Source organism: Celeribacter sp., from assembly GCF_048266405.1.
Classification (GTDB): domain Bacteria; phylum Pseudomonadota; class Alphaproteobacteria; order Rhodobacterales; family Rhodobacteraceae; genus Celeribacter.
This window is the reverse complement of the sequence record NZ_JBLWZO010000001.1, coordinates 264307-284675: the sequence shown is the minus strand read 5'-3', so window position 1 is coordinate 284675 and position 20369 is coordinate 264307. Positions and strand designations below refer to the sequence as shown.

General features: G+C 58.3%; 20 protein-coding genes. 11 read left to right on the top strand and 9 right to left on the bottom strand.

Annotated elements, in window-relative coordinates:
- Positions 1-102: 102 nt before the first annotated feature.
- Complete coding sequence (locus ACN0TS_RS01455) at positions 103-321, top strand: DUF6500 family protein (protein ID WP_417257536.1); 219 nt, start codon at positions 103-105, stop codon at positions 319-321.
- 7 nt (positions 322-328) lie between these two features.
- Here ACN0TS_RS01455 and ACN0TS_RS01450 read toward each other — a convergent pair whose 3' ends face one another.
- Together ACN0TS_RS01450 and ACN0TS_RS01445 are read right to left on the bottom strand one after the other, a co-directional pair.
- Positions 329-973 (bottom strand): response regulator transcription factor, encoded by a 645-nt coding sequence (locus ACN0TS_RS01450; protein ID WP_417257535.1) that lies wholly within the window; start codon positions 971-973, stop codon positions 329-331.
- Positions 970-2388 (bottom strand): cache domain-containing protein, encoded by a 1419-nt coding sequence (locus ACN0TS_RS01445; RefSeq protein WP_417257534.1) that lies wholly within the window; start codon positions 2386-2388, stop codon positions 970-972. Before ACN0TS_RS01445 ends, ACN0TS_RS01450 begins: the two co-directional genes overlap by 4 nt.
- Before the next feature lie 361 nt (positions 2389-2749).
- Between ACN0TS_RS01445 and ACN0TS_RS01440 the strand changes: the two genes are divergently transcribed.
- The 4 genes from ACN0TS_RS01440 to ACN0TS_RS01425 all read left to right on the top strand — a co-directional run bounded on the left by ACN0TS_RS01440 (position 2750) and on the right by ACN0TS_RS01425 (position 7906).
- Complete coding sequence (locus ACN0TS_RS01440; RefSeq protein WP_417257533.1) at positions 2750-3844, top strand: TRAP transporter substrate-binding protein; 1095 nt, start codon at positions 2750-2752, stop codon at positions 3842-3844.
- A 142-nt stretch (positions 3845-3986) separates the two neighbouring features.
- Positions 3987-4916: a TRAP transporter small permease subunit gene (locus ACN0TS_RS01435; RefSeq protein ID WP_417257532.1), complete on the top strand. Its 930-nt coding sequence runs from the start codon at positions 3987-3989 to the stop codon at positions 4914-4916.
- Positions 4917-5000: 84 nt separating this feature from the next.
- A complete protein-coding gene (locus ACN0TS_RS01430; RefSeq protein ID WP_417257531.1) occupies positions 5001-7355 on the top strand; it encodes a TRAP transporter large permease in 2355 nt (784 codons plus the stop codon).
- Positions 7356-7498: 143 nt separating this feature from the next.
- A complete protein-coding gene (locus tag ACN0TS_RS01425) occupies positions 7499-7906 on the top strand; it encodes a hypothetical protein (RefSeq protein WP_417257530.1) in 408 nt (135 codons plus the stop codon).
- A 27-nt stretch (positions 7907-7933) separates the two neighbouring features.
- On the opposite strand, the gene ACN0TS_RS01420 is transcribed toward ACN0TS_RS01425, so the two are convergent.
- The 4 genes from ACN0TS_RS01420 to ACN0TS_RS01405 all read right to left on the bottom strand — a co-directional run bounded on the left by ACN0TS_RS01420 (position 7934) and on the right by ACN0TS_RS01405 (position 10728).
- Positions 7934-8797 carry an arginyltransferase gene (locus tag ACN0TS_RS01420; protein WP_417257529.1) on the bottom strand — a complete coding sequence of 288 codons (864 nt, stop codon included), beginning with the start codon at positions 8795-8797 and terminating at the stop codon, positions 7934-7936.
- Positions 8798-9001: 204 nt separating this feature from the next.
- On the bottom strand, positions 9002-9466 hold the full coding sequence (locus ACN0TS_RS01415; protein ID WP_417257528.1) for an RDD family protein: 465 nt from the start codon (positions 9464-9466) through the stop codon (positions 9002-9004).
- A gap of 155 nt (positions 9467-9621) precedes the next feature.
- The gene (locus ACN0TS_RS01410; RefSeq protein WP_417257527.1) at positions 9622-10065 is read right to left on the bottom strand and encodes a DUF2852 domain-containing protein; all 444 of its coding nucleotides are present in this window, start codon (positions 10063-10065) and stop codon (positions 9622-9624) included.
- Positions 10066-10257: 192 nt separating this feature from the next.
- The gene (locus tag ACN0TS_RS01405) at positions 10258-10728 is read right to left on the bottom strand and encodes a YbaK/EbsC family protein (RefSeq protein ID WP_417257526.1); all 471 of its coding nucleotides are present in this window, start codon (positions 10726-10728) and stop codon (positions 10258-10260) included.
- Positions 10729-10837: 109 nt separating this feature from the next.
- Between ACN0TS_RS01405 and ACN0TS_RS01400 the strand changes: the two genes are divergently transcribed.
- From ACN0TS_RS01400 to ACN0TS_RS01390, 3 genes are all read left to right on the top strand, one after another.
- A complete protein-coding gene (locus ACN0TS_RS01400) occupies positions 10838-13612 on the top strand; it encodes a glutamine-synthetase adenylyltransferase (protein WP_417257525.1) in 2775 nt (924 codons plus the stop codon).
- Between the two features lie 65 nt (positions 13613-13677).
- Positions 13678-13992: a hypothetical protein gene (locus ACN0TS_RS01395; RefSeq protein ID WP_417257524.1), complete on the top strand. Its 315-nt coding sequence runs from the start codon at positions 13678-13680 to the stop codon at positions 13990-13992.
- Positions 13993-14088: 96 nt separating this feature from the next.
- Positions 14089-14601, top strand: coding sequence for a TIGR01244 family sulfur transferase (locus ACN0TS_RS01390; RefSeq protein WP_417257523.1), 513 nt, complete (start codon positions 14089-14091; stop codon positions 14599-14601).
- A gap of 109 nt (positions 14602-14710) precedes the next feature.
- Here the strand turns inward: ACN0TS_RS01390 and eda are convergent, their stop codons facing one another.
- Complete coding sequence (gene eda / locus ACN0TS_RS01385; RefSeq protein WP_417257522.1) at positions 14711-15352, bottom strand: bifunctional 4-hydroxy-2-oxoglutarate aldolase/2-dehydro-3-deoxy-phosphogluconate aldolase; 642 nt, start codon at positions 15350-15352, stop codon at positions 14711-14713.
- 96 nt (positions 15353-15448) lie between these two features.
- A complete protein-coding gene (gene edd, locus ACN0TS_RS01380; protein WP_417258165.1) occupies positions 15449-17254 on the bottom strand; it encodes a phosphogluconate dehydratase in 1806 nt (601 codons plus the stop codon).
- Positions 17255-17657: 403 nt separating this feature from the next.
- Between edd and ACN0TS_RS01375 the strand changes: the two genes are divergently transcribed.
- From ACN0TS_RS01375 to ACN0TS_RS01365, 3 genes are all read left to right on the top strand, one after another.
- Positions 17658-17810, top strand: a complete 153-nt coding sequence (locus ACN0TS_RS01375) for an RSP_7527 family protein (RefSeq protein ID WP_417257521.1) — start codon at positions 17658-17660, stop codon at positions 17808-17810.
- A gap of 99 nt (positions 17811-17909) precedes the next feature.
- A complete protein-coding gene (locus tag ACN0TS_RS01370; protein WP_417257520.1) occupies positions 17910-19115 on the top strand; it encodes an RSP_2647 family RNA methyltransferase in 1206 nt (401 codons plus the stop codon).
- A complete protein-coding gene (locus tag ACN0TS_RS01365; protein ID WP_417257519.1) occupies positions 19112-19654 on the top strand; it encodes an RSP_2648 family PIN domain-containing protein in 543 nt (180 codons plus the stop codon). The genes ACN0TS_RS01370 and ACN0TS_RS01365 overlap by 4 nt, the downstream gene beginning before the upstream one ends.
- Before the next feature lie 3 nt (positions 19655-19657).
- Here the strand turns inward: ACN0TS_RS01365 and ACN0TS_RS01360 are convergent, their stop codons facing one another.
- Positions 19658-20344, bottom strand: coding sequence for a M48 family metallopeptidase (locus ACN0TS_RS01360; protein ID WP_417257518.1), 687 nt, complete (start codon positions 20342-20344; stop codon positions 19658-19660).
- Positions 20345-20369: the final 25 nt, after the last annotated feature.

Sequence of the window (20369 nt, the reverse complement as noted above, 5' to 3'; positions counted from 1 at the left end):
GCGGGGATGATCCTCGTGCTACTCAACATCGCAAGGAGCGCCTTCGGGCGCTCCTTTTCGGTCAAGCATGTCTGCTGTGATTGACGAGAGCGGGAGAGGGTGATGCGGGCAAGTCTGAGAGAGAAAGTCATTGCAGTGTGCGAGGCTAAAATTGCGCAGAAGGGCGAGGCCGTGGGCCTGTCGTTCTACGCGTTTTTTGCCAATAAGAATGACGATCCGGAATTATTGATGGAAGCCGCCGAATGGTGGATCAAGACACATGAACTGGACCATTTCGAAAAAGCCGTCAAAATCCGCGATATGATGAAGGCGGGCGTTTGAGCGCGGCTTAGAACCGTCCCGTGCCTTGCAACACGCCGTGCTCCAAGGCGTAGCGGGTCAGCCCCGCGGTGGACGAAATACCCAGCTTGCGCTTGATGTTCTTGCGGTGGGTTTCGACCGTGCGCACGGATATATCGAGGGTTTCGGCCACATCGCGGTTGGATTTGCCCTGTGCCAGTTCCAACAGGATGGTTTGCTCGCGCCCCGTGAGTGCCTCGCGCCCGTCGCGGGTTTTCGGGCTCATTGCCGCCTGCGCGCCATCACACAGATATTTCTCGCCGCGCATCACCGTGTCGATGGCATCTTTGACGTCGTCGGTCGGCACATCTTTGAGGACATAGCCCATAGCGCCGTGGCTTAGGGCCGCGCCGATATATTCGGGGCTGTCATGCATCGACAGGATCAAAATGCGGGTCTCGGGGGCGCGCTCCAAGATGATCTCGGTCGCCGTCAGCCCGCCCATCTGTGGCATGTTCAGGTCGAGCAGGATCACATCGGGCGCCAGCTCTGCCAGTTGGTCTACGGCTTCCTGTCCGTTGGTCAGGCATTCCACCACCTCGATATCGTCGAAAGTTTCCAACAGGGCGCGTATGCCTTCGGCCACCATTGGATGATCGTCGACGATCAGGACGCGGGTGTGTGAATGTGTCATTGAACTTCCTTCTTGGGAGGCGTGTTGGAGGCGGGCGGTAACAGGTGTTTGAGCGGTACGGTGGCGTCGATGATCATTCCGGGGTTTCCGTGCGTGATCTTGAACGTGCCGTCAAGCTGTTCCATGCGTTCGGCCATGTTGCGCAGGCCAAGTCCCTGCCCACGAAACGCGGGACTGCGCAGATCGGGGAGGCCGCGGCCATTGTCCATTATCCGCATGGAGGCGCCCGTGCGATGTCCTGCGAGGTGAACTTTGACTTCGGTGGCATGGGCGTGACGTTCGATATTGGTCAATGCCTCTTGGGCAATCCGAAACAGGGCGATTTTGGCCTCTTCATCAAGGCGGTTGCGAAACACCACGGTTTCCAACTCGGTTTGAATGCCTGTGCGTTTTTGAAATTCTTCGGTGAGCGCTTGAAGTGCGGGGCCGAGACCGAGGTCATCCAGAATGCCGGGGCGCAGATCGCGCGAAATGCGGCGCACTTCGGAAATGGCACTGCCGAGCATATCGACACTTTTGTCGAGGCTCTCGGGCGCGCGGTCATCGCCCGTGGCAAGGCGACGACGTGCGAGGTCAAGTGCGTAGCGGACACCGACGAGCATTTGCGAAATCCCGTCGTGCAATTCGCGGGCGACGCGACCGCGTTCTTCCTCTTGTGTGTCGAAAATGCGCTGGGTCAGTTCTTTGAGCTTGGCATCGGCCAGTCGGCGTTCGCGGATGGTGATGGTCACGCCCGACATGAACACCAAAAGCACGGCGGCCAAGGCAATCGCACCGATATAGAAAAAGGTGCGGCGCACGCGGTTTTCCACTTGGGCGCGGGCGGCGGCCACAGAGGTCAGTACATCATCCAGAAACACACCTGTTCCGATGACCCATTGCCAGTCCTGTAGGCCGATCACATAGGAGACCATCTGTGCCTCTTGGCCCGTCGAGGGTTTGGTCCACAGATATTCGTGAAAACCGCCACCTTGTTTGGCCAGTTCAATCAGGCGATCCACAACAGGGGTGCCCGCACTGTCGGTCAGACCCGCCCAGTTGCGGGTGATCAGGTCGGTTTGGCGCGGCGCGACAAGGTTGGTGCCGTCATATTCATAGACAAAGAAATAACCGTCCGTGCCATAGGTCATCGCCGCGAGGCGCTGTGTGACGAGTTTCTTGGCTTCGGCGTCATCGGGCGGGGCAGGGTTGTAGGTGGCCGATACGGCGGCGCGGGCCAATTGCACATAGTTGCGCAACTCGTCTTGTTTGGCGGAGATGAGCTGCGCCTCCAGATCGGCAATCTCGCGTTCGGCCATCGCCCGCGATTGATGCGCCACCAAGACCGCAATCGCCGCCACCGCTAACAGTAGCGGGACGGTGGCGAGCACAAAGAGTTTGTGCGCGTAGCTGATTTGGGTCAGGAGACGTTTCATCCGCGCAGGTGTATTCCTTCGGTGACGGGCAGGGTCGTATCGCACGATAGGGACAGACGCGCGGGCGTCAATCGCGGGCGTGATCATCGGGCGATTTCCACGTAATTTTCTGTCTCAGGCGCAAAAACTGCGTGGAAATATGCGCCTTCTGCGTAGTCTTGGGTATTTATTCGACCCGCCTTGCTCGTTAACGTCCTCGTTACGAGCCGGTCCTTGGTCTGCGCGTATGGGAGGAGATTTGTGTTTCATGTTTCCGCGTTTCACATGTGAAACGTGGCGGACATGTCTCTTCATTTTCCCAATTTCGTGCGGCACAGGGTCCAAATACTGGCCATAGACCACTCTGGGAGGATTAATCTCTATGGATCGTCGTTCATTTTTGAAAACTACCGCACTCGGTGGCGCGTCTGCCGCCGCTGCGTCCACACTTGCTGCCCCCGCTTACGCACAGGGTAAGCGCACATTGACAATGGTGACTACATGGCCCCGTGGCCTCGCAGGCGTGTGGGATAGTGTTGAGCGTTTCGCCAATTCCGTCACCGAAATGACTGACGGCGCAGTGACCGTCGAAGCCAAAGCCGCAGGCGAACTTGTTGGCGGCCTCGAAGTGTTTGACGCTGTGACCGCAGGTCAGGCCGATATGTATCACGGTGCCGACTACTACTTCACCGGTCAGCACCCTGCATGGGCGTATTTCACCACTGTGCCTTTCGGCATGACCGCACCTGAAATGATGGTGTGGTATTACGCCATGGGCGGCATGGAGCTGCACCACAACCTCGGCGAGATCTTCGGCCTGAAATCCTTCATCGCGGGCCAGACAGGCGCCCAAGGTGGCGGTTGGTTCCGTAAGGAAATGAAATCGGCTGCCGACTTCCAAGGTCTCAAGTTCCGTATGCCAGGTCTTGGTGGCGAAGCCGTCTCCAAGATGGGCGCGTCCGTTCAGACCATTGCTGGTGGTGAAATCTATCAGGCCCTGTCCTCCGGCGCTCTCGATGCGACCGAATGGATCGGACCGTGGTCCGATGAGAAACTCGGTCTGCAAGAAGTCTGCGACTATTACTATCCCGCAGGGTTCCACGAACCAGGTGCAGCTTTGTCTGTGGCAACCAACCTCGAAGTCTTCGAGAGCCTCACACCAGCGCAGCAAAAAGTGATCGAAATCGCCGCGGGCGACTCGCATCAGCACAACTACTCGTTGTTCATGGCGAACAACGGTCCTGCACTTCAGCGTCTCATCTCGGGCGGTGTTCAGGTCAAAGAATTCTCAAATGACATTTGGGATGCCTATGGCGCAGCGTCCAAAGAGGTTCTGGACGGTTACATGGACGACGAGATGTTTGCGGAAATCCGCAACTCTGCTGAAGCGGCTATGTCCTCGACGTCCGGTTGGGCGGCGCGTTCCGACAGCGCCTATACCGCACAGCGTGACCGCGTTCTTGCAAACCTGAAATAAGGCTTTGCCTGTCACACATATCGGGATGCGCGCGATTTCGTGCGCATCTCGGCATTCAAAATACACCGTTTTCGCCCTGTAGACACCGAATGTTGCGCGTGTCTATACCGCCAAAACGGTTCGGGAAGGGGACACCTCACACATGGAAGAGCAAGAAAAACTTGGCTTTTTCGGGATCATTTTCGACGCCATCCTAGCATTGTTCGTCAATCTTGGCCTCGGATTCTGGCATATCATCCAAGCAATCCTTCACCCGTCGGCATGGCTCGATTGGTCGAACAAAGAAAGCCTGTTGCGCTTCGTTTACTATGGCGGATCAAAGGAATTGCTCTTCGTTTTCCTCGATATCGTAATTGTTTTGACTGTGATCGGCTTTTTCTATCGTCCGCTGTTGTGGGCGTTGGTGCGGGGGCTAGAGAAAATCAACAACACCGTGGGCCGTGTCGCGGCTTGGGCGGGTTTGTTGATGGTCTTGCAGCAAATCATGGTGGTGTTCCTGCAATCCATTTTCCGCCTCGGAGAGATCACCATCGCGCCCTTTGGTGCGGGATTTACGCAATCCGTCGGGTGGTTTTCTGAAAGTCTCAAGTTCGAGAACGCGCTCGTCGTGTCGCTTTGTGTTTCATACGCCTTTATCCAAGGCAGCCATGTGCGGGTGGACCTTGTTTACGCCGGTGTCAGCCACCGTGTGAAACGCATGATCGACATGTTTGGCGCGCTGTTCTTTATGCTACCCGTGGCGATGCTGACGTGGATGTATGCGTGGTTCTTCCTCTGGCGTCACCTGATCACCCCCAAAGTGTCGGCCTCCGACAAGATTGATCTGATGCTGAAAAAGGCGCGGATCGTGAAATGGAACGTCGAAACCGTGTCCTTTTCGGCCAACGGGTTTAACGGATATTTTCTCTTTAAAGTCCTGATCTTGTCCTTCCTCTGTCTTGTGATTTTGCAAGCGCTCGCGTTCTTCTATCGCTCCTATCTGGAGCTGATCGAAGGTGAAGAGAGTATTGGCAAGTACCTTGATCGTGACACGCTCGGGGAAGGTGAAGAAGTCTACGAGGGAACGCACTAATGAAGGCGCAGGGACAGGGCATGTTGATGTCAGACACGCGGATTACGACCGCAGCCACAAAAACCGCGGCGAAGGAATAGACACATGATTTTCGGACTTGATGGCGTAGAAATCGGCCTCATCATTGTATTCCTCTGCCTGTTCAGCGGAATTCTCACAGGGTTCCCCGTTGCTTTTGCCATCGGCGGGGCGGGGCTTTTGTCCTTTGCGATTATCGCGGCGTTGGACGGTGCGGGCATCCTTGTGCATCAGGCCATTGATACAGGATCGCAAGCCTACCGTGATTTGGTGAATAGCGGGGTCAATCCCGTCAATATTTCGCATTTCAGGTACCCCGATCTGCCCGTCTATCCCGAAGCTCTCTTCCCGGGTGGGTGGGAGCAGGCGATGGATCGCAACCTGTCCTTTATCGTCAACCGGATGAACGAGCGCGTGTTTGCGGGCGCGTCCATCGAGACGCTTTTGGCTGTGTTGATGTTTGTGATGATGGGGATCATCTTGGAGCGCTCCAAGATTGCCAACGATCTCTTGACCACAATGGCCCGCGTTTTTGGCCCGTTGCCCGGTGGTCTGGCCGTGTCGGTTGTGATCGTGGGTGCGTTTCTTGCGGCCTCGACGGGGATCGTCGGAGCGACTGTTGTGACTATGGGGCTGCTGTCCCTGCCAACGATGCTGCGCCACAACTACTCGCCTGAATTGGCGACGGGTGTGATTGCGGCCTCTGGCACATTGGGTCAGATCATTCCGCCGTCCATCGTGATTGTGCTGCTCGGAACGCTTGCGGGCGATCTGTATTCCGCCGCCCAAGAGGCGCGGGCGCAGTCCGTTGGTTGTTCGGATGCGCTGACCTACCTCGGTGAGCCTGCTGTGGTCTCCGTTGGCACCTTGTTCCAAGCGGCGATGTTGCCGGGGATCATGCTTGCGTTCCTCTATGCGGCCTATGCATTCGTCTATGCGATGTTCAATCCGCAAAAGGCCCCGCCTGTGCATCTTGAGCATACATCTCACGACGTTATCCCGCGCCGTGACGCCTTGTTGTGGTTCCTCGCGGTACCTGTGCTGATCATCGGCAGCGTTATCATGTCATCGCAGGTCGGTCTGTCGGGCTCGCAAGTCATCCATGTGAACCAGTTCACCGAGGGTGGGGCTCAGGCGTCCTTGCGCACCAATGTGTCCGAGAGCTGCGAAGCCGCCATGATCGATTTGCACGGCGAAGAGGCATGGGCCACGGCCGTTGCGGAACAAAAAGCCATTGAAGACGCAGGTGGCGCAAAGCTGTCGGTTGAACGCACGGCGGAAGAGATCGAAGCGCTCACACTCGAAGCTGTCGAAACCGCGCCGAAACTCGGTACTGGCTTGCTCGTGGTTATGGCGCTGTTGGGCTTGACCCTCTCTTTGGCGCGCGGTGTTGCGCCAACGGGTGATCCCAAGGGGCTGTTGATCGGTGTCATGGGTATTCTGGCGGTCCTGTTGATCGACGCCACTCTGGTGGGACCGTTGATGAGCCACGGGACGTCGTTCCTGCTGTATCTCATCCCTTTTGCTGCGATTGCCTATGGCATGAAACATGCAGCGATGAACCTCTCCAAAAACGAGTTGTTCCGCGTGGTCTTCCCGCCGCTCGTCTTGATCGTTGCCGTGCTTGGCTCGATCTTGGGCGGTGTGACCAACCCGACGCCCGCGGCGGGCTTGGGGGCAGGTGGGGCGCTGTTGTTGGCGGCTTACCGCAAGCTCGCGGATCAGCACAAAACGAGCAAGATCATCCTCGGTGGGGCCTTTGCGGTAGTCGTCATGATCCTTGTGGGTGCCAACTTTGACCTGCGTATGGGACGCGGCGATGTGCCGTTTGAGGATTGGGTGGCCTATTTGGCCGCTCTGGGCGCGTATTATTATGCGATGTTCGGTATTCTCTACGCCTGCTATGTGCTGTTCAAAGATGGCACACTGGGCATTGTTGTGCGCGAAACGGCGAAAGTGACCTCAATGGTCTTCACCATCCTGATCGGTTCGCAATTGCTTAACCTCGTGGTGATCTCCTTTGGCGGCGAGCATTACATCCAGCAGTTCCTGCGCAGCTTCGACAACGAGTTTACGGTCTTCCTGATCGTGATGGCTGTGCTCTTTGTGTTGGGCTTCGTGCTCGATTTCCTTGAGATCATCTACATCGTGGTGCCCATCGTTGGCCCCGTCATCTACGGCGGCACGATGGACCCGAAATGGGTGACGATCATGATCGCGGTGAACCTTCAGACTTCCTTCCTCACGCCGCCCTTTGGTTTTGCGCTGTTCTATCTGCGCGGTGTGGCACCCAAGGAGGTCACGACGGGTCACATCTATCGCGGCATTATCCCGTTTGTGCTTATTCAGGTTGTGGGTATCGGGACGTTGTGGATGTTCCCGTCGATTGTGACGATTGTCCCCAACCTGATCGGCCACTAAACCCATCACATTACAGATTGGCACGGCCCCGCCTAAATCGCGGGGCCGTTTCTTTTTGACTTGATTTTATATCCGACAAAAACAATAAGAAAAGAAGGGGCGCGCCAAATGCCTCGTTTCGCATAGTAAGCAAAGAGGGTTTTATGTCATTTCAACACAGCCTGTCCGCAGGGGCCGCCACAGTTGGTGCGTTTGATACGTTGCCCGCCGAAGACCGCTTTCTCGTCTCGCTGTTTCGCGGTGTCCCCGAGGCCCGCCGTGACAGTGATGTCGCGCGTATTGCGGGGCAGTTGCTTGCCATGCTGCAATCCCACGGGCGTCGTCCGCTGCTGTCGCATTCGAATGCGTGTAATTGCGTGGGGGCGGATGAGGCGATCTTTGTGCAATTCGTGCGTCTTGCCGCACAGGGGCAGCGCGAAGATGCCACCCTCATGGCGCTCTTGATGATCCGCGCGGAAGTCGCGCCGCTGGCCGTGTCTTTGGCGGAGCAATTGGGTCTGTTGGTGCAGATGCTGGCACGGGTCGATGCGCTACACGTGCCGTATCATTAGAGCTTCAGACCGCAGACAGCGAGCGTCTCAAGTCTCGGACCCGTCTGGAGCGTCCGGTTCAGCGGGGGCATGAAAGACTTCGGGCAGCTCGATCCGCGCCACTTGGCTTGCGATGGGTTCATTGTCGAGCGGATGGAGTTCCGCCGAATAATCCGCATCGGGGGAGAGGGGTTCCCATTCTCCACCGCGATGTACCTCAAGGCCGGAGAAGCGTGCCTTGTAGCCCATTTTCGGTGAACCGGGCACCCAATACCCCAAGTAGACAAAGGGCAATCCTGCCTCGCGGGCGATCTCGATATGATCGAGAATGATATAGGTGCCGATGCTGTCCTTGATGAAGGCGGGATCGTAGAAGGAGTAAACCATCGACAGCCCGTCATCGAGAAGATCGGTCAGGCAGGTCGCCACCAATTCGCGCGGCTGACCGCCCTTTGAGGGGGTGTAATACTCGATCACGCGGGTGCGGATCGGAGTTTCCTCAATCATCGCGGCAAATTCGAACACGTCCATATCGGCCATGCCGCCATCGGCGTGGCGCGTTTCCAGATACTCGCGGAACAGATCGAACTGCGCCTCCGTTGCCCACGGTGCGGTCGAGGCGCGTTTGAGGTAGGCGTTCTTGTTGCTTGCGCGGCGTTGGCTTTTCGATGGTTTGAAATCCGCCACACGGATACGCGCCGACATACAGGCGGCGCAATCGGTACAGGTCGGGCGGTAAAGGACGTTTTGCGAACGCCGAAACCCCTGTTTGGAGAGCGTGTCGTTGAGTTTCTCTGCTGTGTCCCCTTGTAAGGCTGTGAACAGCTTGCGTTCCATACGCCCGTCCAAATAGGGACAGGGTTGCGGAGCCGTCACATAGAACTGTGGCGCAAAGGGCAGAGAGTGACGCATGAGCGAACGATCGTATCTGGGCTAAGGGGCGAAAACTTCGGTCTTATGGTCAGCGTACTCAAAACAAGTCCCAAGGCCAAGCCCCACACTTGCTCAAATCCGAGGCACCTTTTTGCGGTGAGAGCCAAACAGAATAAAAGGCCCGGTGCGCGGAGCATCGGGCCGTGTGATGGTCGGGCGAGCCACAGTGTGCCGCAGAGGCGTTTAGTAGAAGGACGGTTTGTTGATTGCCGCCGTGCCAAGAAGCATATCAGACAGGCCCTGTTTGCGGGCGGTGGTCAGCATCAGTACGATCGACACCACCTGAGCAAAGAAAAAGATGCCCCAGATTGTAAACAGCGTCGTGTGGATCAGCGCGTATTTAAGATCGAACCGCTCGCCTTGCGCAGTGCGAAATTCGATCCCCATCAGCCGCATCCCGAGCGTGGCAGAACCATTTGCAAGGGTTACAACACGGTAGGCGAAGCTCATCACGGTCACGAGAAACGGGAAAAAGAAGATCCCTGTGAAGGCTGTCAGCGGCACGATTAGGGCGGACAGGATCACAATCGCGATCATGTCAAAGATAAAGGCCACAAGGCGCTTGGTCGGCACGCTGTCGTAAAAGGCGGCTTGGGACACGGGGTCTGGCAAGCCCCAGATATCTGTTTCGCTGTGGGTGTTGGGCATTGTTCTGTCTCTCTGGCTCACTCTTGGGTGAGTGTTTTATGTAGGTTTGTCAATTGCCCACCCGCAAGCCCCATAGAGTTGAGGGCTGCGAGTGGGAGGGTCGGGCCACCTCGGGGGACAGGAGGGCGGCCCAACGGTGTCTGTCGGATCGGTGCTTACGCGTCTTCTTTGGCGTTCACATCCGTATCAGTCTCGGAGGTCGCTGTTTTGGCGCGATCATCCATGAACTGATCAAACTCGGCTTTGTCCTTTGCGGCGCGCAGGCGTTCAAGGAAGGCTTCAAAGCTGCCTTGTTCCTCTTCGAGGCGGCGCAGGGTTTCGGCCTTATAGGCGTCAAAGGCAGAGTTGCCCGACGATTTCATGGCGTAGCCCGCATGACGGCGGAAGTTGTGACGTTTGGATTTGTGTTTACAGGCGAACATGTTTTTACCCCAGATCATATATGCGAGAAGTGCGAGGCCCACGGGCCAGACGAAGATGAAGCCGATAACCGTGGCTGCGATCCAGGCGCCTTTGCCTTTATCGTCAAGCCACATTTCGGCGCGGCGCAGCATGTTTGGCGCGGGAGCGGCGGAGTGTGTGGATGCAACGGAGGTCATGTTGGGTCTCTTTCCTTATCGTGTGATGTTAAAGTTAATGTCTTTCACATTACCGATATGGGGAGATGGGGCGTTTGCGACAAGGGGATATGTAAATGTTTTTTACATTAACTTGTTTTATTGTTATTTTTCAAATACTTAATCGGCGATGTTTTTCTCGTCCAAAGCGGGTGGGGCCGTGAATTTGTCCACTTATTGGGTAAAATCACCCGTTTTGGCCCCCGAAATATGCTGTAAATCGGCAGGGGCGATCTCGAATATGTGGCGCGGCGTTCCTGCGGCAGCCCAGACTGTGTCGAATGCCATCAGGCGTGGATCAAAGAAGCTGTGCGGCGGTGACAGGTGCCCCACGGGCGAGACGCCGCCAATGGCAAAGCCTGTCACGGCGCGCACGGTTTTCCCATCGGCCCGCCCCAATGGCTCGCCCACGAGCTGCGCGGCCTTGTCCGCATCCACCATATTGCCGCCTGCGGTGACAAAGAGATAGATGGTGCCGCTGTCCGCGCCTTGGAAAATGATCGACTTGGCGATTTGATCGAGCGCGCAACCTGCTTGCTCTGCGGCTTGCGCGGCGGTGCGGGTCTCGCCATCCATCTCCAGAATGGACGCGGATAGCCCTGCGTCGGTGAGGGCTTGGGTGACGCGTTTAAGGCTTTTGGACATCGGACTCTCTTTGAGGGCAATCGGTTGCGCAAACCTGCCATCCGATTTGATCTTGCACAAGACCGCTGCACATCGTTTGACTACAGTGACGCAAAAGAAGTGAGGCCTCATGTCAACAGTATCCCGTATCACCCGTCTTCCACGCGCCTTTGAGGCTGACCGTGGCGCTGATGCCTGTGCCGCTGTGCCTGCGCTGACGGGCGATTTGGCGCGGCTTGTAGACGGGGCGGCGGGGTCGGCGCCTTATTTGCACGGCTTGGTGTTGCGCGAAACCGAGTGGCTCCCTGCGGCACTGGAGGCGCCTGAACAGGCGGTCAAAGACGAGTTGGCCCGTATCTTGGCGCTGCCCTTTGACAAGATCGACGACGGGCTGCGTCAGGCCAAACGGCGTATCGCGCTGATCGCAGCGCTATGTGACCTTGGCGGCATATGGGCGCTGCATGAGGTCACGGGCGCGCTGACCGATCTGGCCGACGCTGCCACGCATGTCGCTCTACGCGCTCATATCGCCCGTGAGATCACCCGTGGCAAAGTGCCCGGACAGGGTGAGGACGACATCGAAACCTGCGGCGGTGTTGTGGCGCTTGCTATGGGCAAGCACGGGGCAGGGGAATTGAACTATTCCTCCGATATCGACCTGATCTGCCTGTTTGACGAGACGCGCTTTGACTGCTCCGATCAAATGGAGGCCCGTGCCGCCTATATTCGCGCCACGCGCAAGGCGATGGCATCCTTGTCCGACCTGACGGGCGAGGGCTACGTGTTCCGGACCGACCTGCGTTTGCGGCCAGATCCTTCGGTGACGCCCGTGTGTTTCGCGATGGATGCAGCGGAGCGCTATTATGAAAGCGTGGGTCGTACATGGGAGCGTGCCGCCTATATCAAGGCGCGGGCGGCGGCGGGGGATGTGGAGGCGGGAGAGCGGTTCCTCACCCATCTGACCCCCTTCGTATGGCGCAGGCATCTCGATTTCCACGCCATCCAAGAGACCCATGATATGCGGCTGAAAATCCGCGAGCACAAAGGGCTCGGTGGTGCGTTCACGCTTGAAGGCCACAACATGAAACTGGGGCTAGGCGGCATTCGCGAGATCGAGTTTTTTGCTCAGACCCGTCAGTTGATCGCAGGCGGGCGCGATCCTGCGTTGCGGATGCGCGGCACGGTGGAGGCGCTTACGGCCTTGTCGGAAAAGGGGTGGGTCGAAGAGGGTATTGAGCGCACGTTGATCGACGATTACACCGCTCACCGTGAGGTCGAACATAGGTTGCAAATGCTGCGCGACCAACAGACCCATAGCTTGCCGACAACGCCCGAGGAGTTTGACCGTCTGGCGGCTCTTATGGGCACCGATACGGACGCAATGCGGGCCGAGATCACCGCGCGGTGTGAGCGGGTGCATGATCTCACAGAGGAGTTTTTTGCCCCCGCCGACGTGGCCAAAGCCCCCGAATTGTCACAAGAATTGCGCGAGATCACTGCGCGGTGGTCCACCTATCCGTCCCTGCGCTCAGAGCGGGCGCAGACCATTTTCAGCCGTCTTCAACCCGACCTCTTGGCGCGGGTGCAAAAACTGGATCGCCCCGCCGAAGCCCTCACGCATTTTGACGGCTTCCTGAAACAACTGCCCGCAGGGGTTCAGGTGTTTTCGCTGTTCGAGGCCAATCCGCCGCTGATTGATCTGTTCCTCGATATTGTGTCTGTCGCGCCGCATCTGGCGCAATACCTGTCGCGCAACGCTTCGGTTCTGGACGCGGTTATCGGCGGGGATTTCTTTGCGCCGTGGCCCGAACAAGAGGTGTTGGAAGCGGAGCTTACGCGTCAGTTGGCACGGATCGACGACTACGAGGGGCAGCTTGATGCCTCGCGTCGCTGGGCCAAGGAATGGCACTTTCGTATAGGGGTTCATCAGTTGCGCGGCTTGATCTCCGCTGATGAAGCGGGCGGTCAATATGCCGCTTTGGCGCGGGCTTCGGTGGCCGCCCTCTATCCTTTCGTGGTGGCGGAATTTGCGCGTAAACACGGGGAGGCGCCCGGGCGCGGCGCGATGGTTTTGGGCATGGGCTCGCTTGGCGCAGGGCGTCTGACGGCGGCGTCCGATCTGGATATGATCGTGATTTATGATGCCGATGGTGTTGATGCGTCAGAGGGGCGACGGCCTTTGCAATCAAGGACTTATTACGCCCGCTTCACGCAAGCCCTTATCACGGCAATCACCGCGCAAACCGCCGAAGGGCGGCTCTATGAGGTGGACATGCGCCTGCGCCCATCAGGCAAGCAAGGCCCCGTGGCCACCTCGCTTGAGGCGTTCAAAACCTATCAAGACACCCAAGCATGGGTCTGGGAGCATCTTGCCATGACCCGTGCCACACCTGTTGCGGGGGATGCGGGGTTGATGGCGGATGTCGAGGCGTTTCGCAGAGGTCTTTTGGCCGCGCCCAAGGATGAGGCGAAAATTCGTGGCGAGACACAGGACATGCGTCGTCGCTTGGCTGAGGCCAAACCTGGCTCGACGTGGGACCCTAAAAACGGTCGCGGGCGGATGATGGATATCGAATTGGTCGCCGAAGCGGCGGCGCTGTTGTCAGGCGCTCCCGACCAAAACATCTATGCGCAACTCAAGGCAGGGGCGGCATATGGCTGGCTGACCGAGGATGAGGCCTCTGCCCTTTGCGAGGCCTACCGCATGACATGGCGGTTGCAGTCTGCAGCGCGGTTGCTGACGGGGGAGACGCTAGACATGGAGGCCGTGGGCGAGGGCGGTCGCGCGTTTTTGTGCCGTTCTAACGGAGTTGAAACGGTGGAGGAGCTTGCAGGGGCAATTGATGTCACCACTCGTGCCGCTGCCGTGATGCTTGACGCGATCCTTGAGCGGTCCGCGCCATAGGTGGCGCTCCCTTGCCTCGGCTGCCATGTCGCACTATGCCGAGCAGGTAAAGAGAAAGCTGTGCCATGACTGATTTCGCGCCCGCCCCCCCATCCGACCCGATTGTGGTCGATCCGAATCTCGATCCAGGCGGGTTGATCCGCGAGTCTTATCACATTGAGGGCTTGAGCCTCGTTGAGGCGCGGTCGATCTTTCTCGATTGGGCGATTAAACTGGACCCTAAACTGGACCCTGCAATCGCTATTCGCCGTCTGTTGGCTGTCTATGCGGGGCGCGGCATGGCAGATCATCCGATGACGCAGGTGCTCACCGACGGATTGGGCAAGCTGCAAGGCCCGCAGGGGCGGCGCGGCGGCTCACGGGCGCGGCGCGGCGTTTAATCTTACAATTGTGCGCATGTATAATGGTGCAATTAACTGGTGCGAAAGGGTTTGACGTGATCTTGCCCCTTGTCTGAGAGCAAGGGGGCCCGTGACATGAAGATCAAACGCATCAACGGGATGTTCACAATCGCCACGCAGCTCGAGTTGAGCAAAATCGCTCGCTTGGCCGAGCAGGGCTATAAAACCATCATTTGCAACCGCCCTGATGGCGAAAGCATGGATCAACCGCAATTTTCGGAGATCGAAGCCGAGGCGCAGCGTGTCGGCATGAGGGTGTGCTATATCCCCATCAAACGGTCTGGTCCGACGCCGACAAATCACGCGGATTTTGCTAAGGCCATCGACACTCTCCCGCATCCGACAGTGGCATATTGCAGTTCGGGCGCGCGGGCGGCGTTGATGTGGACGCTGTTCGATCAGAGCCGCAACGGAGGCAATGCACATGGGTCCGAGCGCCGCGTTGGTGCTGTTCGGGCGGGTGCGCTTGCGCCAAACCTGCCTCCGCAGTCAGTGCCTTCATTGTCGAAAGCCACGCAACTGTCGTCTGTTTTGGCGGGTGAAACCGATATTCCCAAAGCGGGAACGCAGGTGTTGAAAATCGGTTAGGGCCAATAAGCCGGAGAGATGTCGCGCGGACGGGCAAGGCGTTTCAAAACCGAAAACGGGCACCCGTGAGTGCCCGTTGGTGTTTGGTCTTATTGGTTTGATTGATGGATCAGCGCGACAGGCTCGCGGCCTCGCGGGCCAATTCCTCAATCGCTTTCCAATCGCCTTTGACCACCAGATCGGAGGGGGCAACCCACGAGCCGCCAACGCAGAGCGTGTTGGGCAGGCTCAGGTAGTCATTCGCGTTCTTGAGCGAAATGCCACCTGTGGGGCAGAATTTCATCTGCGGCAGCGGCGCACCGATGCCTTTGAGTGCGGGCGCGCCACCATTGGCTTCGGCGGGGAAGAACTTGGCAACCGTATAGCCGCGCTCAAGCAGGCGCATCACGTCTGATGCTGTGCTTGTGCCCGCCAGAAGTGGCAGGTCGGCGGCTTCGCATGCGTCCAAAAGCGTGTCTGTGGCTCCGGGAGAAACACCGAATGTCGCGCCTGCCTCAACAGCCGCTTTGACATCGGCAGGGGTCAACAGGGTGCCCGCACCAACAACGCCGCCTTCAACCTTTGCCATCTCGCGGATCACGTCGAGCGCGCAAGGCGTGCGCAATGTGACCTCAAGAGCAGGCAGGCCGCCGGCAATCAACGCCTCGGCGAGTGGGCGGGCGTGGGCCACATCGTTGACCACGAGAACGGGAACAACGGGGGCGAGGGCGCAGACTTCTGCGGTTTTCTTGCTGGCTTCCTGCGGCGTCATGGGATGTCCTTTCGCGCGAATGGGGGGTTGTTAGCCCTAACAACCCCAAAGGGGCGGCAGCGTCAAGGGTCAAGAGATCGCACCGACAGGCGGCCCTCACAGGATGGAGGCCGCACCTTCGGTGGCGTTGCCCGCATTCTGGCGGAAAATCTCGAACAATTCGCGCCCGATGCCGAATGCGTTGGCGGACATGTCTGCGGTGGCAGGCTCGCGGGCGTCAAAACCCTCTTCGAGCACCTCGAGCGTGCCGGCTTCGGCATCGACACGCACCATGTCGCCATCGCGCACTTTGGCAATCGCGCCGCCTGTGAGCGCCTCGGGCGAGACGTGGATGCAGGCGGGCACCTTGCCCGATGCGCCCGACATGCGCCCGTCGGTGACAAGCGCCACTTTCAAGCCGCGATCCTGAAGAACGGCGAGGGTCGGGGTGAGGGAGTGCAATTCGGGCATCCCGTTGGCGCGTGGGCCTTGGAAGCGGACGATCACCACCGTGTCTTCGGTGAATTCGCCTGCTTGGAATGCCACTTTGACGTCCTTTTGGTCGTGGAACACGCGGGCTTTTGCTTCGACGATGCGCCGCTCTGGGGCCACAGCCGAGACCTTCATCACGCCGCGTCCGATGTTGCCTTTAAGCTCTTTAAGGCCACCCGATTTTTGGAACGCATCCACAACAGGGCGCAGGATTTTGTCGTTGAGGCTCTCTTTGGTGCCATCCACGAACACAACCTCGTCGTTGATGAGTTTCGGCTCTTTGGTGTAAAGGCCAAGCCCGTCGCCCGCGATGGTTTTCACATCTTCATGCAAGAGACCCGCACCCAACAGCTCGCCAATCATATAGCCAAGTCCGCCTGCCGCGTGGAAGTGGTTCACATCGGCCAGACCGTTTGGATAGACCTTGGCCATGAGCGGCGTGACTTCGGAAATGTCGGAGAAATCTTGCAGGTCGATGATAATCCCCGCAGCGCGCGCCATCGCGGGCAGGTGCAGCACGAGGTTGGTCGAGCCGCCCGTCGCCATCAGGCCGACGAGGCCGTTTACAAAGGCTTTCTCGTCAAGGATGTGACCCGCTGGACGGAAGTCATTGCCAAGGGCGGTGATTTCCATCGCGCGTTTTGCCGCCGCTTTGGTCAGCGCGTCGCGCAGATCGGTTTCGGGGTTTACAAAGGATGCTCCGGGCAGGTGCAGCCCCATGATCTCCATCAGCATTTGGTTGGTGTTGGCCGTGCCGTAGAAGGTGCAGGTGCCAATGCCATGATAAGAGGCCATCTCGGCCTCCATCAGCTTGTCGCGGCCCACTTCGCCCGTGGCAAACTGTTGGCGCACTTTCGATTTTTCGTCATTGGGCAGGCCCGAGGCCATTGGCCCCGCGGGTACAAATACCGAGGGGATGTGGCCGAAGGTAGCGGCGGCCATCACCAATCCGGGGACGATTTTATCGCACACGCCAAGATAGAGCGCGGCGTCAAAGCAGTTGTGCGACAGGCCGACACTTGCGGCCAAGGCAATGGTGTCACGCGAAAAAAGCGACAATTCCATGCCGGGTTGGCCTTGGGTGACGCCATCACACATGGCGGGCACACCACCTGCGACCTGAGCGGTGCCGCCTGCTTCGCGGGCTGCGGCGCGGATCAGATCGGGGAAGCGCTCGAAAGGTTTATGCGCTGACAGCATATCGTTGTAGGCGGTGATGATGCCGAGGTTGGGGGCGCGTCCGCCCGCCAGTGACGCTTTGTCCTCACCCATTGCGGCATAGGCGTGGGCTTGGTTGCCGCAGGTGAGGTGCGCTCGCACAGGTCCGTCCTCGGCCGCTTGGGTCATCCGCGCGAGATAGGCCTCGCGGGTTGGACGGGAACGATCGATGATACGTTGGGTGACTGCTGCGATTGTTGCGTTGAGCGACATGACGTGGCCTTTATGTGCTTTGGGTGTGGGTCGGATCACGGATGCGCACCTGAGAACGGTGAGGCGTGCGAGGCAGGGCGCTGAGATCCTCGTTTGCCCGAGTTTAACACGACAACGCACAATTTGTTAGCGCTAAACTGTCGCGTGTTAGCGCTAACTACTTGGGCGAATCCGAAATGTCCACCCATTTGAAACCCCAAAGGCGCAGGTTTTTTCGTTGGTGTGTGGAGAAGGTTTGCGTTTTGTCGGGGAGTGATGCTGCAGGTGCATAACGGGCATTCGGAACGGTCAGTGGTTATGTCAGATTGCGTGACCTATATTGAACTCAACGGACAAGACGGGATGACGCAAAAGACCCCGCAACAGTCCACATTGAAACAGAGTACCAAAGAGGATTATCCCAATGGACGACCGCACATACGTATCTTTCGCTGACATCGAAGCCCGCGCACACGCGCTCCGCGCAGAAGCCGCTCGCGACATGGGCAAATCTATTGCTGCATGGTTCCGCGCCCGTTTCGCGTCCAAAACCACAGTTGACGGCAAACTGGCCTAAGTCTCTGTTGCGACCCAGACCTGTTGAGTTGGTAAAAATGATAGCGGAATAGGGCAGAGCCCCCTTTCGCAGGTTGATAGACAAAGATAAGAGGGTTGCATGACGCATCCCTCTTCTTCTTTTTCCACCATTCGTCTCAAGCCCAAATCAAACGCGCGTGCCATTCGGCACGGTGCCCCTTGGGTCTATGACAACGAATTGGTGATGGACCGCCGCACAAAAGCCATCCCCGCGGGCACGATTGCCCGTCTTGAGGATGAAGAGCGCCGGTTTCTTGCCCTTGTGGCCGTAAACCCGAATTCGCGCATTGTGGCGCGGGTTCTTGATCGCGATCCTGACGCGCAGATCGACCAAGCGTGGTTCGAATCCCGTCTGACCGCTGCCCTCGTACATCGTGAAACGCTGTTCGATCAGCCGTTCTACCGTTTGGTCCACGCCGAGGCCGATGGCCTGCCTGGTGTGGTGATTGATCGGTTTGGCGATACGGTGGTGGTGCAACCCAATGCCGCGTGGGCCGATGTGATGATCGAGACCTTGTGTGCGGCCCTCGCCAAAGTCGCGGGTCTGAGCACGGTTGTGATGAACGGCACAGGCCGCGCGCGGTCCCTTGAAGGGTTGGAGGAGAAAACCGACATCCTTATGGGTGAGGCTCCTGAGCCGATTGCCGTGCCGATGAACGGGGCCACCTATATGGCCGACATCATGGGCGGTCAGAAAACCGGCCTATTCTATGATCAACGTCCCAATCACGCCTTCACCCAACGCCTCGTCAAAGGCAAGCGCGTCCTTGACGTGTTCTCCCATGTGGGCGGGTTTGCCTTGGCGTCGCTATCTAGTGGCGCGACACAGGCCGTTGCTGTTGATAGTTCTGCCTCTGCACTGGCCTTGGCCGAGCAGGGCGCCGCAGAAATGGGCGCGTCCGACCGCCTGATCATTCGCAAGGGCGACGCCTTTGACATGATGGCCGCACTGCGCGAAGAGGGTGAGTTGTTTGACGTGGTGATCTGTGATCCGCCTGCCTTTGCTCCATCGAAAAACACGCTTGAAAAGGGCTTGCGGGCCTATGAGCGCGTAGCGCGTATGGCGGCCCCCTTGGTCAAAGAGGGCGGATATTTGGGACTGTGTTCGTGTTCGCACGCCGCCGATCTGGAGAAATTCCGCTCCGCATGTAACCGTGGCATTGGCCGCGCGGCCCGTTCCGCGCAACTGATCCACACGGGCTTTGCCGGTGCCGATCACCCGTTGATGCCGCAACTGGCGGAAAGCGGATATCTCAAGGCGCTCTTTTATCGGCTGATGCCGTGAAAGTTTTGCTCGACGCTTGCGTGCTTTACCCCACGGTGATGCGCGAAGTGTTGTTGGCTGTTGCGGCCAAAGGGCATTTCACTCCCCTTTGGTCGGACCGCATTTTGGAAGAATGGGCGCGTGCCGCCCGCAAAATCGGCCCCACGGGCGAGGCGCAAGCCCGCGCCGAAGTGGCTTTGGTCCGTGCGGCATGGCCCAAGGCCAGCGTATCGGATTATCAGGGTATTGAGCGGCGTTTGTACCTGAGTGATGAAAACGACATTCACGTGCTCGCGGCGGCTGTCAAAGGCAACGCAGACGTGCTTATCACCATGAATGCCAAGGATTTTCCTCGTCACGTCCTCGCTGAAGAGGGGCTGACACGTCGTGACCCCGATGGGTTCTTGTGGGAAATCTGGAGCCATCATCCTGAGGACGTGGCCCAAGCGGTCGAGGCTGTGCGCCAAACCGCTGAAACCCTCTCAGGGCAGCCGTGGGAGATGCGCGCATTGCTTAAAAAGGCGCGACTGCCCAAACTTGGCAAGGCGCTCGGCGCTTAAGTCCTATGACTGGCTCCACTTGGCCTCATTGGCTTCGATCGCCTTGATGCGGTCGTCGGATTTTGGGTGGCTTGTGAACCATGCAGGTGTTTTCGCACCTCGCGCACCTGTCAGCGTGTTCAACTTCACAAAGAGCGATTTTTGCGGTGCGGTGCCAAACCCCGCTTTGATCATCAGCGCCGAGGCATAGGCGTCGGCCTCATATTCGTCTTGCCGCGACAGGCGGGCGGACAGGAGCGATGCCACAGCATTTGCGATGTAGGTGCCAATGCCAGGGAGGAACCGTCCCAACACCATCGCCAGTGCCGTGCGGATCGCGTTTTGGCCTGTAAAGTCGATCATGCGACGACGCGAATGGCCCAAGGCGACGTGGCCCAACTCATGCGCAATGACGGATGCCATTTCTTCCGCAGTGATCTCGCCTTGACGGAATTTTTGGTAAAACCCGCGGGTGATGAATACACGTCCATCGGGAGCAGCTAATCCGTTGACGGGTTCAATATCGTAGAGGTGGACTTTGACCTTCGGGATGTCGAGCGCCTCGGCCAAGCGGGCAAAAACGGGGCGCAGTTGCGCATCGGCCAGTTCGGCGGATTTCTCGTTCAACTCACGCGTCGTGCGCCAGACCGAAAACCGGTACATGACGAGCGCATAGAGGATGGCCAAGAGGATCGGTGTGAATTTCAACATATGTTGAATATGGGGGCAGGGCGGG